Raw genomic sequence first — 16,124 nt, 5'->3', positions numbered from 1 at the left:
GTCCTGCCCGTCACCTGCCGCGAAAGGCGCTGCCCGGTCGGCAGGCGCAGATACCGGGCCAGCAGCAACTGGGTCGCGGGGCTGGCCAACTGTGCCAGGTCGGTTTCGAACACCAGACGATCGGCCTCGCGATAGGCGCGGTCAAACACATCCGGAAGCGGCAGGTCCTGGGCCCGCAGCAGATGTACCGTACCGGCCAGGTACAGCGCCGGCCCCGACTCGGGTCCTACGCGCCAGACCGCGCCGTCCGCCAGCAGGGTCGTCGGCAACCACAACAGCATGCCCAGGCAAATACCTTTCATTCCAGCTCCTTAGGGGCTGTATTGTGCGAAAACAGCCTCCGGCAGGACATATCCACAAACGTCAACAGCCCCTATCGCCTGCTGTATCCCGGCAGGTTGAGCATAAACGGCGGCTGGGCCACGCACTCCAGATCTCGTGACCAGAGCCGCAGGCAGATTTTGCCGACATTGTCACGGCCATAACCGATCAGCAGTACCTTCCAGGATGTCCCCCTTTCCATCTCCCGCTCGAGCAGCAGTACCCGCCCCGACGGCAGGCCGCCCAACTGGGACTGCGCCCGGCGCGCCGCCCGGCGCGCATCGGCCTTGCCGGGATAGATACCCAGCAGCACGCCCCAGCTTTCGATCGGCCAGACCGAGCGGCTTTCCGATGCCACACCGGTGGAACAGACCCCCGGCAACAGTCGCGGGGGCGGCAAGCCCGGGAAATCCGGGCCGGCAGATCCGAGAGCGCCGGCAAGGCCTCCAAGGCGTCCGCAACCGCGAAGCCGCTGTCGAGCAGCGCCCTGACCTGCCGGTCGCGACTGGCCCGACTCGCGGCACCGAGCACGACGGCCACCAGCCGGCGATCGTCCCGCGTCGCCGTAGCCACCATGTTGTAGCCGGAATCGCAGGTAAACCCGGTCTTGAGACCGTCCGCGCCGGGATAGCCGCCGAGCAGCGGGTTGTGGCTGCCGTGACGGTGGCCGTTGAAAGCGAAACTGCGGGCGGAAAACAGCGCCATGCGCTGCGGGAAGTCGCGGTACAGGCGCTGCGCCAGAATGGCCATGTCTCGCGCCGTCGTCACCTGGCCCGGGTCCGGCAGCCCGGAGGCATTGCGAAAACGGGTATCGAGCATGCCGAACGACGCCGCACGCTGCGTCATTTGATCGGCGAAGGCCGCTTCGCTGCCCGCCAGCGCCTCGGCCAGCACCACCGCCACATCGTTCGACGAAATGGTCGCCAGCGCCTGAATCGCCTGTTCGACACTGAGGGAAGCACCGGCCCTGAGACCCAGCTTCACTGCGGGCTGTGCCGCGGCCCGTTGCGATACCGGCAGCGACTGATCAAGGCTCAGACGCCCGTCCGCCAGCGCTTCGAAGGCAAGGTAGAGCGTCATCAGCTTGGTCAGCGAGGCGGGGTACCAGAGCCGGCCGGTCGCCTGCTGCTGCAGCACCCGGCCGCTGCCGGCATCCAGCAGGAGCCGGGGCGAAAGCTCGTCGGCCGCGGTTGCGACAGCAGATGCAAACAGCAGTGTCAGCACAAGCACAGCGCTGCCGGCAAACCGCGGACTCGATACAGGAGTGGCAAGCATGGGCGCCTCCGCAGAACCGGGCCGGGACGGACAGGGCCTGTCCGCCACAGGGAAACGATAGGCCAGGATGGCCAAAAACGACAGGCCGCGACCCCGGGATCAAGGGCGCGGGATCATGCGCTTGGCGCCGTTCTCGTCGATCGCGACGTAGGTAAAGGCCGCCTCGGTTACCTTGTAGCGGGGGCCGCTGTCGCCGTCGTGACACTGGCGCGGACGTATCCAGACCTCGAGTTTGAGCGCCACCGAAGTGGTGCCGAGCCTGATCACGGAGCCGTAACAGCAGACGACGTCCCCCACCTGCACGGGCTTGATGAACTTCATCGAATCGACCGCCACCGTCACGATGGGCCCCTGGGCGATCTCCTGGGCCCGGATACCGCCGGCGATATCCATCTGGGACATGATCCAGCCACCGAAGATGTCGCCATTGGTGTTGGTATCGCCCGGCATCGCCAGGGTACGCAGCAGCAACTGACCACAGGGCTTATCCAGGTTCTGCGTCATCGAACTCTCCTTCATGCTGCCGGCTTCAGGGCCGGCGTTCCAAAACCGCGAGTATAGCCGCTACGGCACCTCCGGTCGCTGGCCGCGCCATGGCAATGGACTTCACAAAGCGATTGGTATATACTTTGCCGCCTTTCCCATCCCGGCCCGGTGCCTGTTGGCACGGCCTCTTATAGTTTTCACAGGTACTTCTATCTATGTCAGATGCTGGTGAACAGCTCTCCTTTGCCTCCCTCGGCCTGTCTGAACCGGTCCTAAAGGCGCTGACCGATGTCGGTTATGAAAGCCCCTCCCCATTCAGGCCGCCAGCATCCCGCACCTGATCAATGGCAAGAACCTGCTGGGCATGGCCCAGACCGGTACCGGCAAGACCGCGGCCTTTGCGCTGCCGCTGCTGTCCCGTCTCGATACCAGCCGCCAGGAACCGCAACTTCTGGTGCTGGCACCGACCCGCGAGCTGGCGATCCAGGTCGCTGAAGCGTGCCAGACCTATGCCAAGCACATTCCGGACTTCCACGTTCTGCCGATCTACGGCGGCCAGGCCTACGACACCCAATTGCGCCAGCTGCGCCGCGGAGCCCAGGTCATCGTCGGCACGCCGGGCCGCGTCATGGACCACCTGCGTCGCGGCTCGCTCAAGCTCGACAACCTGACCTCGCTGGTGCTCGACGAAGCCGACGAGATGCTGCGCATGGGCTTTATCGACGATGTCGAATGGATCCTCGAGCATACGCCGGCCACTCGTCAGATCGCACTTTTCTCGGCCACCATGCCTGCGCAGATCAAGCGTGTGGCGCAAAAATATCTGCAGGATGCCGAAGAGGTCAGGATCGCATCCAAGACCGCGACGGCGACGACGATCACGCAGAAATACCTGCGCGTCAGCGGCCACCACAAGCTGGACGCCCTGACCCGGATTCTCGAGATCGAACCGTTCGACGCCATGCTGATCTTCGTGCGCACCAAGTCGAGCACCGAAGAGCTGGCCGAGAAGCTGTCCGCCCGCGGCTATGCCGCCGAGGCCCTGAACGGCGACATCTCCCAGCAGCAGCGCGAGCGCATCGTCGAGCGCCTCAAGAACGGCAAGATCGATATCCTGGTCGGCACCGATGTGGTCGCCCGTGGCCTTGACGTCGAGCGCATCAGCCACGTTCTGAACTACGACATCCCGTACGACACCGAATCCTACGTGCACCGCATCGGCCGCACCGGTCGCGCCGGTCGCAAGGGCGAAGCGATCCTGTTTGTCGCGCCGCGCGAAACCCGCATGCTGGGCGCGATCGAGAAGGCGACCCGCCAGCCGATCCAGCGCATGGACCTGCCGACCGTCGGTGCCATAAACGAAAAGCGCGTCGAACGCTTCATGCAACGCATCAGCGACACCCTCGACAACGACGATCTGTCGCTCTATCTCGACCTGCTGAGCGAGTATCAGAAGGAGCACGACACCGATCCGATGCGTGTCGCGGCCGCACTGGCGGCACTGGTCCAGGGCGAAACCCCGCTGCTGCTCGACGAGCGCGAGATCCCGACGCCGCGTGACTTTCGTGACGAGAGGCGCGACGATCGCGAGACACGCAGCCGTCGCGGCCCGATCAACGTCAACCCGAACGCCCGTCCGCTGAAGGATCATCCGGATATCCAGATGCAGCGCTACGTGGTCATGGTCGGGCGCAGCCACGGCGTGATGCCGAAAAACATCGTCGGCGCCATCGCCAACGAGGCTGGCATCGCCGCCAACCTGATCGGCCAGATCGATCTCTTCGACGACTACAGCACCGTGGACCTGCCGGCCGGCATGTCCAAAGAGGTGATGCAGGTACTGAAGAAGGCCTTCGTCTGCGGCCAGCGCCTCAATATCCATGCCGCCGGCGAGCAGCCGGACAGCGCTCCGCGCGAACGCCGCCCTGGCGGCGGCTACAAGGGCAAGGGCAAAGGCAAGGGCAAGGGCCGCGACAACGCCGCGCGCCGCCCCGCCAAATAGCCCTGGGAATCGACACGACGAAATAAAAAGCCCGCTGCGATAGCGGGCTTTTTTACGACCGGATGTTCAGGCGTTGCGATATTCGATCGCGACGCGACGGGTCAGACAGGTCAGCAGCGTATAGGGGATGGTGCCGCAATAGCGCGCCACTTCCGATACCGGCAGTTGCGAGCCCCACAGCTCGACCTTGTTACCGATCGCTGTACCCGGAATATCGGTGATATCGATGGTCATCATGTCCATCGACACCCGCCCGGCCGTTACCGTGCGCTGGCCATTGACCACGACCGGCGTACCGTTGACGGCGTGCCGCGGATATCCATCGCCGTACCCCATGGCAAGGGTCGCAATGCGGCTCGGGCGCTGACAGACGAAGCCTGCGCCGTAGCCGACGGCATCGCCGGTCTGCAGATCATGAATAGCGATGATCTCGGTCGTCAGCGTCATCGCCGCCTGCAGTTTTGCCGCCTGCGCCTGCTCTACCTCGAAAGGCGTGGCGCCGTACAGCATCAGCCCCGGGCGCAGCCAGTCGCGATGCGCCTCGGGCCAGGCCAGGGTGGCCGGGGAATTGGACAGGCTCTGGGGCGCGTCGATACCCTCCGCTGCCTGGTCGAAACGCCTGATCTGCTCGCGGGTGACGTCGAGATCCAGCTCGTCGGCACAGGCAAAGTGGCTCATCAGGGTGATATCCGCCACCTGATCGAGACTGCGCAGTCGGCGGTAGGCCTGCTGAAAGCGATCCGGCTCGATACCGAGACGGTGCATGCCGGAATCCATCTTCAGCCAGACATTGACCGGATTCGGCAGCTGCGCCCGGGCCAGGGCTTCGATCTGATGCACACTGTGGATGGCGGTCCAGAGATTGTGGCGGGCGATATAGTCCAGCTCGTCCGCTTCGAAGAACCCCTCGAGCAATACGATTGGCTGCCCGATGCCGGCGTCGCGCAACTCCACGGCCTCCTCGATACAGGCGACACCGAAGGCATCGGCCTCGGTGTGCAGCGCACGGGCGACGGCGATGGCGCCGTGACCATAGGCATTGGCCTTGATGATGGCGGCCGCTCGGGCCCGGGATGACTGGGATTTGGCAAGGCGATAATTGTGACGAATGGCGTCCAGGTCGATACTGGCTCTTGCTGCTCGGCTCATACTGACTCCTCCGATGCCGATAGGCCGCAGGCCGGCACCCGCGCAACGCGGGGCCGGCCCGAAGTGTCCGGGATCAGTCCCCGGTCACCATGATCGCTTCAACTTCGATATCCACGTCCTTGGGCAACTGCTTGACCGCATAGGCCGCACGCGCAGGATAGGGCTCGGAGAAATAGCGCGCCATTACTTCGTTGACCTGGGCAAAGTTCGCCAGATCCGACAGCAGGATGGTCAGCTTGACGCAATGGTTCAGGGAACCACCGGCTTCCTCCGCAATCGCCTTGAGGTTTTCGAATACCCGAACCGCCTGGTCTTCGAAGGAGGCGTTCACCACGTCCATGGTCGCCGGATCCAGCGGGATCTGGCCGGAGATGTACACGGTGTTGCCGACCTTGACGGCCTGGGAGTAGGTACCGATCGCCGCCGGGGCCTTGTCGGTGCTGATAACGCTGCGATTTGCCATGTCGTTTCCTTGTTGCTGAAAAATGGATATCCCTCTCGGATACCCGATTAGACACTTAAGAGCAGGATCCGGGCGGAGGAGTCCCGAACCCTGCTCTTAAGTGTCCACGATTACAGCTCAAATGTCAGTCGCCGGAGCGACGCCGTTGGCGCAATTGCGGCAACGGCGACTGCGCGCGGCAGCCTGCGGGATACGCAGGTGCCGCTTGCCGCTTGCCATTAGCTGGCGTAGGCGAAGGGATAGCGGTCGATGGACAGGCCTGCCGGATCGATATCGGTCGGCCGCCCGCAGAGCAGGTCGCTGACGAACTTCGCCGAGCCCAGCGACATCGTCCAGCCCAGGGTGCCGTGACCGGTATTCAGGTACAGGCTCGGGAAACGGGTGGCGCCGAGAATCGGGGTGCCATCCGGCGTCATCGGCCGCAGGCCGGTCCAGAATTCGGAGCGATCCATGTCGCCGCCGCCGCCGAACAGGTCGGTGACCACGAAATCGACGTTGGCGCGGCGTTTCTCCGGCATCGAAAGATCATAGCCGGCGAGCTCCGCACTGCCGCCGACACGGATACGGTCACGGAACCGGGTAACGGCCACCTTGTAGGTTTCATCCATCACCGTGGAGACCGGCGCACGGGACTCGTCGACGACCGGCAGCGTCAGCGAATACCCCTTGACCGGGTAGATCGGCAGACGCATGTCGATCTGCTTCAGCAGCAGCGGGCTGTAGCTGCCCAGACATACCAGATAACGGTCCGCCTTCAGCACGCCCTGACGGGTTTTGACGCCGACGATATCGCCCTTGTCCGTCAGCAGACCGTCGATATCGGTGTTGTACATGAACTTCACACCGATCTCTTCGCACTTGGCAGCCAGGGCCTGGGTGAACTTGAAGCAATCACCGGTTTCGTCGCCCGGCAGGCGCAGACCGCCGACGATCTTGTCCTTGACGTAGTTGAGCGCCGGCTCACGATCGGCACAGCCATCACGGTCAAGCACCTCATAGGGTACACCAAGCTCCTGCAGTACCTTGATATCCTTCGCGGAACCGTCGACCTGTTTCTGTGTGCGGAACAGCTGCAGCGTACCGCCGGTGCGATGCTCGTAATCGATGCCGACTTCCTCGCGCAATGCCTTGAGGCAGTCGCGGCTGTATTCGGCAATGCGCACCATGCGTCCCTTGTTGACCTGATACTTGCCTTCCGTGCAGTTGGCCAGCATCCTGCTCATCCACTGATAGAAGTTATAATCGAGGGTCGGCTTGATCATCAGCGGCGACAGATCCTGCATCAGCCACTTGACCGCCTTGACCGGCACGCCGGGCGCGGCCCAGGGCGCCGAGTAGCCCGGCGAAACCTGCCCGGCATTACCGAAGCTGGTCTCCATTGCCGCGGCGGACTGACGATCGACCACGGTGACCTCGTGGCCGGCACTGGCGAGATACCAGGCACTGGTGACACCGACAACGCCGCTACCGAGTATGATGATATGCATGAGGCAACCCCTGATTATTGTTCGATCATTAGCGATAATATGTGTTGCAGTTTAACGATTAATGCGCAGAATTTTTTTGCGTATTAGCTATTTTTTCGGATAATAATCTGCTTACAATGTCATCTACCGGAAATATTTATGGTCACATCCCGCCCCCCAGAAAAAGCGCAAGCTCGACCGCATCGACATGAACATTCTGCGTACGCTGCAGTTCGAGGGACGCATCTCCTACACCGAGCTCGCGGATCGCGTGGGACTGTCGACCACGCCCTGCATGGAGCGCGTCAAGCGGCTTGAAAAGGACGGCTACATCGAAGGCTACTACGCCAGGGTCAACCCGGAAGCGCTCGGATACAGCATGCTGGTGTTCGTCGAGATCGCCCTCTCATACCAGTCGCCCGACGCCTTCGACCGCTTCAACAAGGCGGTCGCCACCCTGCCCTACATACTGGAGTGCCACCTGGTGTCGGGAGATTCGGACTATCTGCTCAAGGCCAGGATCAGCGACATGACCGAATATCGGGAGCTGCTGGGCGAAATGCTGCTGACACTCCCCGGCGTCAAGAACTCCAAGAGCTATATCGTGATGGAAGAGGTGAAGGAGTCGCTGGCTTTGCCGATCGATATCAGCAAGCCCAGGAGCTATTGAAGCTCCCGTAGCGTGAGGCGTGAGGCGTGAGGCGTGAGGCGGAGTCTAACCGCAGGTCACAAATCCGTGTTGCCAAGAGACACCGTAAAACAGTGAGAAACAGGAGTTGACTAAGTTATGAGAGGATGGGTGCAACGATGCACCCCAGCCATCCCAAACGCTTCCCGTATGGTCCGGGCATCGCGAAACCCGTCAGATCGATCGCTGTACAGATCGATTGGCAGCAGGCGGCACGGGTGTTGGGTGTCACGGCTTCGCCGCCGAACCCAAGCTGGGCCAGGGATGGCGGAAAGCCGCCCCGCCTCTGTGCAGATTATGCAGAAGCAATACCCTGCCTAGGCAGCACTTTCCGGCAGCCCCCGGAGCCAGTCGAAGAAGACCCGGATCCGGACATCATCGAGGGCGCCGGGCCGATAGATCAGATAGTAGGCGCAACAGGCATCGACGGACGGCAGCGGCGCCACCAGACGGCCGCTTGCCAGGTCGCTGTCGATCAGGCTGCCCCGGGCCAGCGCCACCCCGAGCCCGGCCGCGGCCGCCTCGATCGCGAGGTCCGCGCGATTGAAATAGTGACCTCGCGCGCTTTCGACAGCCCCCAGACCGATCTGGTCCAGATAGTAGCGCCACTCGGCGTCGCGCGCCGCTCCCCGCCAGGGTACCGAGTCGTGCAGCAGAGTCAGCCCCTGCCAGGCGGCGGGGTCCCGCCAGTCCCGTCCCGCCGCATAGTCGGGACTCGCCACCGGAAACAGGATCTCCGGCAGCAGCTTTTCCGCCTCCAGTTCAGGGTACTCGCCGAAACTGTAGTCGATCGCCAGATCGAAATCCCGCGGCTCGGTTTTGAGCAGCGCCTCCTCGGCGAAGGTTTCGACATGGATGTCGGGGTAGCGGGCGTGAAAGCGGTGCAGCCGGGGCACCAGCCACTTGAACAGCAGCGACGGCGTGGAGCGAAAGCGGATATGCCCTTCCAGCATCTGATGCTGCAGACGCTGCACACAGCTGTCGAGGTCCAGCAGACAGCGGTGCACGACGGCATAGAGCTGCTGCCCCTCGGCGGTCAGGCGCAAGCCCCGGGGCAGCCGGTCGAACAGCTTGAAGCCCAGCTGCGATTCCAGATGCTTGATCTGCTGACTCACGGCGCCGGTGGTGACGTTGAGCTTCGCTGCGGCCCGGGTAAAACTGAGGGCGCCGGATGCGGCTTCGAAGGTTCTCAGGGCAGCCAGTATCTGGGCATTGATCATCGGTGACTCCGGGCGGGGTTTGGAACAAGTAAAGCAAAGCCAGCCCCTTTGCGAAGCCCTGCCGCCGTGGTTGCGGCATTTTTTACAAATCCACCCCGCATCCTATCTTTAGCAGAGCTATAGTCATCTTTACAAAGCATCGATTGCAGCCTGCCGGCTCTGAAACCAGAATAGCCGTCCGATCCGATTTCGCAGGGGAATTCGAGTGGCAGCACAGCATGAGACAACGGTCAGACAGCGACTCGCCGCCAGGACGCCTCTCTTCTGGCACAACCCCCGCTGCGATGGGGCGCCACCGACGCCCGACCGCGGGGCAATCGACGACGCCGCGGCACGCCTGCAGCGCTGTGCCCCCTGCTCGCCCAGCTGTTCCCGGAGCTTGCGCCCTCTTCGGGCCTGATCGAATCAACCCTCCTCCCGCTACCGAAGCTGCAGGACAGGCTCGGCATACCGGGCCGGGTGCTGCTCAAGGCCGATCACGCCCTGCCCGTCGCCGGGTCGGTCAAGGCCAGGGGCGGATTTCACGAAGTGCTTTGTCACGCAGAACAACTGGCGCTTCACAATGGACTGCTGCGCGACACCGGCGACGACTACCGCAAGCTGGCCCGCGCCGAAGCCCGGGCGCTGTTTGCACGTCACAGCCTCGGCGTCGCCAGCACCGGAAATCTCGGGCTCAGTATCGGCATGATCGGCGCCGCACTCGGTTTCGATACCCAGGTGCACATGTCGAGCGATGCCAAGGCCTGGAAAAAACAGCGCCTGCGCGATCGCGGTGTTCGGGTCGTCGAATACGATGGCGATTACAGTGCCGCGGTGGCCGCGGGTCGCGCCGCCACCCTCGCCGACCCTGCCGGCTACTTCGTTGACGATGAAAACTCGCCCAGGCTGTTCCACGGTTATGCCGTCGCGGCGCTGAGGCTGCGGCAGCAGCTGCACGACGCCGGCATCCCCGTGGACGCCGAGCACCCATTGCTGGTCTATATTCCCTGTGGTGTCGGCGGCGCACCCGGCGGTATCTGCTTCGGCCTGAGACAGCTGTTCGGCGCCGCCGTGCACTGTTTCTTCGCAGAACCGGTCGAAGCGCCGTCGGTCCTGCTTGGACTGCTCGATCCGACCGTGCCAGCGGTGAGCGAGATAGGCCTCGACTGCCGTACCGAAGCCGACGGCCTGGCGGTCGGACGGGCGTCCGAATGGGTCTGCGAGCGCGTAGGCAGCCAGGTCAGCGGCGTTTACACCGTCACCGACGACAGCCTGTTCCGGGACCTCTACCGGCTCCACCAGGCCGAAGGCATCGACATCGAACCCTCGGCCGCCGCAGGCATTCAGGGTCCGGCCCGGCTGATCGGGAGTGTTGACGGACTCCGCCAACACGCGGACCTTGCCCGGCGGATGGACAAAGCGACGCATCTGATCTGGAGCACCGGCGGACAGCTGGTGCCTGAAAGCGAATACAGGAATTTTCTCGAAATAGGAAAAATCGCTTCAAAAGAAACTTGAAGTGATTAAAATAGCCAAAGTTTCCAACATGAAACTTTAATAACTGGCCGCATTCGATGACTACCACCGTCGGGCGCGATCCGGGTTGTCCCCCAAGCTGACCGCAGCGGGGTTCGCAATCATCGGTCCCTATCCGGGGCTGCATGAAAACAATAACAAACGGGAGGTTTCCGTCTCATGGAGTTGATCAAGTCCATAATCGGTGAGATTAACGGTATTGTCTGGGGCCCGATGATGCTGGTCCTGATTCTCGGCGTCGGGCTATTCCTGTCGCTGGGTCTGCGGCTGATGCCGATTCTCAAGCTCGGCACCGGTTTCAAACTGCTCTGGCAAGGCCGCAAGGCCGCCAAAGATGAAGAAAGCACCGGGGAGATCTCCCCATTCGAGGCACTGATGACCGCGCTGTCCGCGACCGTCGGTACCGGCAATATCGCCGGCGTCGCGACCGCGGTCTTCCTCGGCGGCCCGGGCGCCCTGTTCTGGATGTGGATCACCGCGCTGGTGGGCATGGCCACCAAGTATTCCGAAGCCGTTCTGGCAGTGAAATATCGCGAGGTCGATGCAGAGGGCAACCATGTCGGCGGCCCCATGTACTACATCAAGAACGGCCTGGGCAAAGGCTGGGCCTGGCTCGGCATGGCCTTCGCGATTTTCGGTGCCTGCGCCGGCTTCGGTATCGGCAACACCGTTCAGTCCAACTCCATCGCCAGCGTCATGGAAGCCAACTTCGGCCTGCCGACCTGGGTCAGCGGCGTGGTCGCCATGGTACTGGTCGGCGCCGTACTGATCGGCGGCATCCGCCGCATCGGTCATGTTGCCGGCGCCCTGGTGCCGGTGATGGCGGTATCCTATATCGTCGCAGGCCTGGTCGTGCTGGCAATCAATGCCGAACAGATCCCCCATGCCTTCAATCTGATCTTCACCCATGCGTTCTCGCCAATCGCAGCCGAAGGCGGCTTCGCCGGCGCCGCGGTCTGGGCGGCGATCCGTTTCGGTGTGGCTCGCGGCATCTTTTCCAATGAAGCGGGCCTTGGCTCCGCGCCGATTGCTCACGCCGCAGCCCAGAACAAGAGTCCGGTGCGTCAGGGTCTGGTCGCGATGCTCGGAACCTTCATCGATACCATCATGATCTGCACCATCACCGGTCTCGTTATCGTGACCTCGGGCGTCTGGACCGGCGGCGAATCCGGCGCGGCCCTGACTTCGGCGGCCTTCGCCGCTGCACTGCCGGGCGTCGGCAACTACCTGGTGGCGATCGCCCTGGCGATTTTCGCCTTCACCACCATTATCGGCTGGTCCTTCTACGGCGAACGCTGCGTCGAATACATCTTCGGCGTCAAGGCCATCGCGCCGTATCGCGTGCTCTGGATCCTGGCGATCCCGGCCGGCGCCGTGCTGAGCCTGGATTTCATCTGGCTGGTCGCCGATACGCTCAACGCCTTCATGGCGATCCCCAACCTGATCGCCCTGGCACTGCTGAGCCCGGTGGTGTTCCAGATCACCCGCGAGTTCTTTGCCAACAACAAAGACCTCTGATCAGACGGGATACTCGCAAAGGCCGGCAACTTGCCGGCCTTTTTCATTTTTGGGAGGCAGTAATCCCGGGATTGTAGGATGGGTGAAGCTGCCATTGCTCCTGTATTACCCCCATGGCACCGCCGCCTGGGGCAGCGTAACCCATCAATGTCCCGGTTTCTGCGGTGCCAAGCTGGCGCCCAAAGGGCTCGGGCTGCGTGCCAGGATCTATGAATCCGTAACACACCACCATACCGGTCCAAACGAATCGACCTGGAATACGATCGATGTGATGGGTTGCACGACGCCCTGGCTTTGTCAGGATCGACTATCCCGTGTCCGAGCGCCGTTCCACCCATCCTACACACTGTCAACTTCCAACGGTTAACTGTCTCTTAAAGCTCCAGCCCCGCTTCTCCCGCGACCGGCCCGTACTGTACCTGCACCTTTTGCGGCATCTGTGGATTGAAGGCGCAGACCAGGCGCATGCTGCCATTGTCGAGATAATACTCGAGGATGCCTTCGCCGCGGGAGCGCCAGCGCACATGGGTCAGCGTCTCCTCGTCCCAGATCGACCACCAGCGCGCGTCCCAGTGCGCCGCGCGGGCAAAACCGGTGGCGCAGTTCTTCTGGGCGCTTTCACTGTAGCGCTCGCTCCAGCATTCCAGATCCTTGCGGCACTCGATCTCCTCGAGCCGGTTGGCCTTGGACTTGAGCTTGGCGACGCACTGACTGACCACCAGCGGGTTCATATGAGCCTGGCATTCGCGGATCGCCTGTTCGCTGGCGCCCTGCGCGGGCATCGACAGTACACCCAGAGCCCCCATCAATGAGGCCACTAATCGTACGTATCCTTTCATCTGTCCACTTCCCGAGTATTTTCGTCAGTGTAGCCTACAGGAAGCCTGCGCCTCTAGCCCACGGCTGCCGGGCCGAGCGCCACCCGCCGGGAAAAGCGCTGTATAATGGCGCCCGGTTCGACAAGCGGAATGACAGATGCAACGTATCGATATGCTCCTGGTGGAACGGTCACTGGCCAGTTCCCGCACCCATGCCCAGCGGCTCATCAAGGATGGACGGGTTCGCGCACAGGCCGGTGCCGACTGGCAGGCGATCACCAAGCCCGGCCTGAAACTGCCCTGTGACACGCCGCTCGAGGTCGAAGCGGACCCGCAGGACCGCTTCGTCTCCCGTGGCGCCCTCAAACTGCAGGGCGCCCTGGCGCACAGCGGCCTGGATGTGACCGGCATGGTGGCGCTCGATGTCGGTCAATCCACCGGCGGCTTCACCGACTGCCTGCTGCAGGCAGGCGCGGCACTCGTCGTTGGCGTCGAGGTCGGCCACGACCAGCTCGCCCCGCAACTGCGGCAGGACCCGCGCGTGGTCTGCTACGAGGGGATGAATGCCCGCGACCTGCCCGCCGAAACCCTGCTCCCCCACAGCCCAGACGGTGGCGGCTTCGACCTGGCGGTCATGGACGTGTCCTTTATATCCCAGACCAAGATACTGCCCTCGCTGGCGCCGCTGATCCGCCCCGGCGGACGCCTGATCAGCCTGGTCAAACCCCAGTTCGAGGTCGGGCCCGGCGGTATCGGCAAGGGCGGAATCGTGCGCGACAGCCGCCTCTACGAACAGGTCGAAGTCGAGGTCAGTGGTTGCTGCAAAGGCCTGGGACTCAGGGTCGAGAATTACCTGGCAAGCCCGATCAAGGGCGGTGACGGCAATACCGAATTTCTGCTGCTGGCGGTGAAAAACGATGACCGATAAGGATGTGATCGAACTCAAGCTCAAAACCGAGGGCCCCGTTGCCTGCGCTCTCGATTACCTGGCGACCGAAAGCGGCCTGCCGAAAAAGCGCCTCAAGGACGCGATGACCCGGGGGCCGTATGGCTGATCCGGGGCAAGCAGGAGCGCCGGCTGCGCCGCGCCACCACCGCGCTGCGCGCCGGCGACCGCCTCGAACTCTATTACGACCCCGGACTGCTGGCCCAGAAGCCGCCGAAACTGAGCTGCCTCGAGGACCGCATGGGTTACAGCCTCTGGTACAAGACCGCCGGGGTGATGTCCCAGGGCAGCCGTTTCGGCGACCACCTGGCACTGCCGCGCATTGCCGAGCTCGCGTTCGACCACAAGCGGGAGGTTTTCACGGTGCATCGCCTTGACCGCGAAACCCGGGGACTGATGCTGCTGGCCCACAACCGCAAGATGGCGGCAGAACTGTCACGCCTGTTCCAGGAAGGTGCCATCGAGAAGGGTTACCAGGCGGTAGTGCTGGGTGAAGCCCCGCTGGAGGGCCATATCGACCGGCCGCTGGACGGCAAGGCGGCGGTGACCCATTTCACGCGACTGGAGTACGACGCCGGGCGCAATACCAGCCTGCTGGAGATTCGCATCGAGCATGGCCGCCTGCATCAGATTCGCCGCCACCTGGAGCAGATCGGCCATCCCGTCATGGGGGACCCGCGTTACGGCAAGGGCAACAAGAACCGGGAGGGGCTCCTGCTGGTCGCTCACCGCCTGAACTTTATCTGCCCGATGCGGCGCCAGCCGGTGGAGTGGGCGCTGCCGCAGCCGTTCGTGCCACTGTCCTGACAGGGCTCGCTTCGCGAGACCCTACTCGCCGACGAGCTGCTGCAGCATCCAGCGCCCCTGCTCAGGGGCCAGGCGCTTCGCCAGCTCCGGCAGCGCCTCCTTCAGCTCCGCCTCCAGGATCCAGGGCGGGTTGATCATGAAAAGTCCGCTCGAGGTCATGCCAAAGCCCTCGCTGTCGGGTGCCAGCCCCAGCTCGACCTGCCAGAGATTGCGAATACCGCCCGCCTTGAGCCCCCGCGCCATCTCATCGATGCGTGAGCGATCGACAACCGGGTACCAAACGAGGCAGGTGCCGGTGGGGAAGCGCTGATAACCCTCCAGCACTGCCCGGACCACCCGCCGGTAGTCGTCCTTTTGCTCATAGGGTGGATCAATCAGCACCAGTGCCCGCCGTGACGGCGGCGGCAACAGCGCCTTGAGGCTCGCGAAGCCGTCGCTGTCCTCGATGCGAACACGGCGGTCGGCCGCGAAATTGCCGGTCAGCAGCCTAAGGTCGCTGGGATGCAGTTCGAACAGCCGCAGCCGGTCCTGCGGGCGCAGCAGCTCGGCCGCGATCAGGGGTGAACCGGGATAGTACTCGAGCTTGCCGGTCGGATTGAGACGCTCGAGCACCGCCATCAGCGGCGTCAGCACGTCCGGCAGATCCCGCCCCCAGAGACGGCCAACGCCATCGCGGTATTCGGCCTTTTTCTGCGCCATCGACTCCGACAGACGATAGCGCCCCGCCCCGGCATGGGTATCCAGGTAGAGCAGCGGCTTGTCCTTGCGGGTCATGTACTCGAGGGTGCTGGCAAGCACCAGGTGTTTCAGGACGTCGGCGTAGTTGCCGGCGTGATAGGCATGACGATAACTGAGCATCTGGGCTCCCATGCATCGGAAAGAACGGGGGCGCCAGCATAGGCCAGCGTCCCCATCATTTCCAGGGCACTGGGAGCTTTATTCGGCCGGGAGCGGTACCACCAGCACCGGGATGTCGCTGTGCTGCATCACCCGCTGGGCACTCGAGCCGAGAAACATCTTGGACAACGCCGAGTGGGTACGGGTACCCATCACGATCATGTCGGCACCGGTCTTGTGCGCCGCCTTCATGATCATCTCCTCGACATTCCCCTTCTCGATCTGCACCGAAGGCTTGCCCTGGGGAAACTCGAAGCCCTCAGGCACTTCCTCCTTCCAGAAGCGCTCGATACGCTCGGCCATCTTGCTCTTCAACTCCTCGGCGCCGGCCTTGCGCATTTCTGCCAGGGCCTCCGGTTCGAAATAGGTTTCGATGACCGCTTCGGCGGAAGGACTCATCGCCTCGATCACATGCAGGAAGGTGACATGTGCCTTGTGCACCGCCGCCAGTTCGACCGCCATGCGGAAGGCCGGGCGGGAGTTCTCGCCGAGATCTGAGGCGTAGAGGATGTGTTTGATTTCCGGCAGCATACTTCTCTCCTTGTTGGGCTAT

Annotated in this window: 15 protein-coding genes and 2 pseudogenes; 7 read left to right on the top strand and 10 right to left on the bottom strand. The window is 63.2% G+C overall.

All coding sequences use genetic code 11. The annotated features are described in order from the left end of the window. Positions 1-23: 23 nt before the first annotated feature. The 3 genes and pseudogenes from ACFQDL_RS25395 to yciA form a co-directional block, all read right to left on the bottom strand. Positions 24-281: pseudogene (locus ACFQDL_RS25395) on the bottom strand (TraB/GumN family protein); the annotation flags it as partial. A gap of 208 nt (positions 282-489) precedes the next feature. Continuing rightward, entirely contained in the window at positions 490-1,596 is a 1,107-nt protein-coding gene (locus tag ACFQDL_RS25390; RefSeq protein WP_379911444.1) for a D-alanyl-D-alanine carboxypeptidase family protein, read from the bottom strand. 99 nt (positions 1,597-1,695) lie between these two features. Continuing rightward, positions 1,696-2,100 (bottom strand): acyl-CoA thioester hydrolase YciA, encoded by a 405-nt coding sequence (gene yciA, locus ACFQDL_RS25385; RefSeq protein ID WP_379911442.1) that lies wholly within the window; start codon positions 2,098-2,100, stop codon positions 1,696-1,698. Between the two features lie 197 nt (positions 2,101-2,297). Here yciA and ACFQDL_RS25380 point away from each other — a divergent pair. After that, positions 2,298-4,084, top strand: a pseudogene (locus tag ACFQDL_RS25380) (DEAD/DEAH box helicase). 66 nt (positions 4,085-4,150) lie between these two features. Here the strand turns inward: ACFQDL_RS25380 and alr are convergent. The 3 genes from alr to ACFQDL_RS25365 form a co-directional block, all read right to left on the bottom strand. After that, positions 4,151-5,233: an alanine racemase gene (gene alr, locus ACFQDL_RS25375; RefSeq protein ID WP_379911441.1), complete on the bottom strand. Its 1,083-nt coding sequence runs from the start codon at positions 5,231-5,233 to the stop codon at positions 4,151-4,153. Positions 5,234-5,306: 73 nt separating this feature from the next. After that, positions 5,307-5,696 (bottom strand): RidA family protein, encoded by a 390-nt coding sequence (locus ACFQDL_RS25370; protein WP_379911440.1) that lies wholly within the window; start codon positions 5,694-5,696, stop codon positions 5,307-5,309. A 218-nt stretch (positions 5,697-5,914) separates the two neighbouring features. Next, positions 5,915-7,183, bottom strand: a complete 1,269-nt coding sequence (locus tag ACFQDL_RS25365; protein WP_379911439.1) for a D-amino acid dehydrogenase — start codon at positions 7,181-7,183, stop codon at positions 5,915-5,917. A gap of 121 nt (positions 7,184-7,304) precedes the next feature. Between ACFQDL_RS25365 and ACFQDL_RS25360 the strand changes: the two genes are divergently transcribed. After that, positions 7,305-7,832 carry an Lrp/AsnC ligand binding domain-containing protein gene (locus tag ACFQDL_RS25360; RefSeq protein ID WP_379913338.1) on the top strand — a complete coding sequence of 176 codons (528 nt, stop codon included), beginning with the start codon at positions 7,305-7,307 and terminating at the stop codon, positions 7,830-7,832. 335 nt (positions 7,833-8,167) lie between these two features. Here the strand turns inward: ACFQDL_RS25360 and ACFQDL_RS25355 are convergent, their stop codons facing one another. Continuing rightward, on the bottom strand, positions 8,168-9,070 hold the full coding sequence (locus tag ACFQDL_RS25355; protein ID WP_379911438.1) for a LysR substrate-binding domain-containing protein: 903 nt from the start codon (positions 9,068-9,070) through the stop codon (positions 8,168-8,170). Positions 9,071-9,334: 264 nt separating this feature from the next. On the opposite strand from ACFQDL_RS25355, the gene ACFQDL_RS25350 reads away from it, so the two are divergent. Next, positions 9,335-10,567, top strand: coding sequence for a D-serine ammonia-lyase (locus ACFQDL_RS25350; RefSeq protein ID WP_379913336.1), 1,233 nt, complete (start codon positions 9,335-9,337; stop codon positions 10,565-10,567). A gap of 177 nt (positions 10,568-10,744) precedes the next feature. After that, positions 10,745-12,103 carry an alanine/glycine:cation symporter family protein gene (locus ACFQDL_RS25345; RefSeq protein WP_379911437.1) on the top strand — a complete coding sequence of 453 codons (1,359 nt, stop codon included), beginning with the start codon at positions 10,745-10,747 and terminating at the stop codon, positions 12,101-12,103. Between the two features lie 374 nt (positions 12,104-12,477). Here the strand turns inward: ACFQDL_RS25345 and ACFQDL_RS25340 are convergent, their stop codons facing one another. Next, positions 12,478-12,942, bottom strand: a complete 465-nt coding sequence (locus ACFQDL_RS25340) for a hypothetical protein (RefSeq protein WP_379911436.1) — start codon at positions 12,940-12,942, stop codon at positions 12,478-12,480. 136 nt (positions 12,943-13,078) lie between these two features. Here ACFQDL_RS25340 and ACFQDL_RS25335 point away from each other — a divergent pair, with 136 nt between their 5' ends. The 3 genes from ACFQDL_RS25335 to ACFQDL_RS25325 all read left to right on the top strand — a co-directional run bounded on the left by ACFQDL_RS25335 (position 13,079) and on the right by ACFQDL_RS25325 (position 14,674). Further along, positions 13,079-13,849, top strand: a complete 771-nt coding sequence (locus tag ACFQDL_RS25335; RefSeq protein ID WP_379911435.1) for a TlyA family RNA methyltransferase — start codon at positions 13,079-13,081, stop codon at positions 13,847-13,849. Next, positions 13,839-13,976, top strand: a complete 138-nt coding sequence (locus ACFQDL_RS25330; protein WP_379911434.1) for a hypothetical protein — start codon at positions 13,839-13,841, stop codon at positions 13,974-13,976. Before ACFQDL_RS25335 ends, ACFQDL_RS25330 begins: the two co-directional genes overlap by 11 nt. Positions 13,977-14,107: 131 nt before the next feature. Next, positions 14,108-14,674, top strand: a complete 567-nt coding sequence (locus ACFQDL_RS25325; RefSeq protein ID WP_379911433.1) for an RluA family pseudouridine synthase — start codon at positions 14,108-14,110, stop codon at positions 14,672-14,674. 21 nt (positions 14,675-14,695) lie between these two features. On the opposite strand, the gene ACFQDL_RS25320 is transcribed toward ACFQDL_RS25325, so the two are convergent. Beyond that, positions 14,696-15,532, bottom strand: a complete 837-nt coding sequence (locus tag ACFQDL_RS25320) for a 23S rRNA (adenine(2030)-N(6))-methyltransferase RlmJ (RefSeq protein WP_379911432.1) — start codon at positions 15,530-15,532, stop codon at positions 14,696-14,698. A gap of 78 nt (positions 15,533-15,610) precedes the next feature. Next, positions 15,611-16,102, bottom strand: coding sequence for a universal stress protein (locus ACFQDL_RS25315; protein WP_379911431.1), 492 nt, complete (start codon positions 16,100-16,102; stop codon positions 15,611-15,613). Between the last annotated feature and the right edge of the window lie 22 nt (positions 16,103-16,124).

It is taken from the genome of Marinobacterium aestuariivivens (genome assembly GCF_042661465.1).
Classification (GTDB): domain Bacteria; phylum Pseudomonadota; class Gammaproteobacteria; order Pseudomonadales; family Balneatricaceae; genus Marinobacterium_A; species Marinobacterium_A aestuariivivens.
The sequence above is the reverse complement of the archived record's forward strand: the minus strand, read 5'-3'. Positions and strand labels throughout refer to the sequence as shown.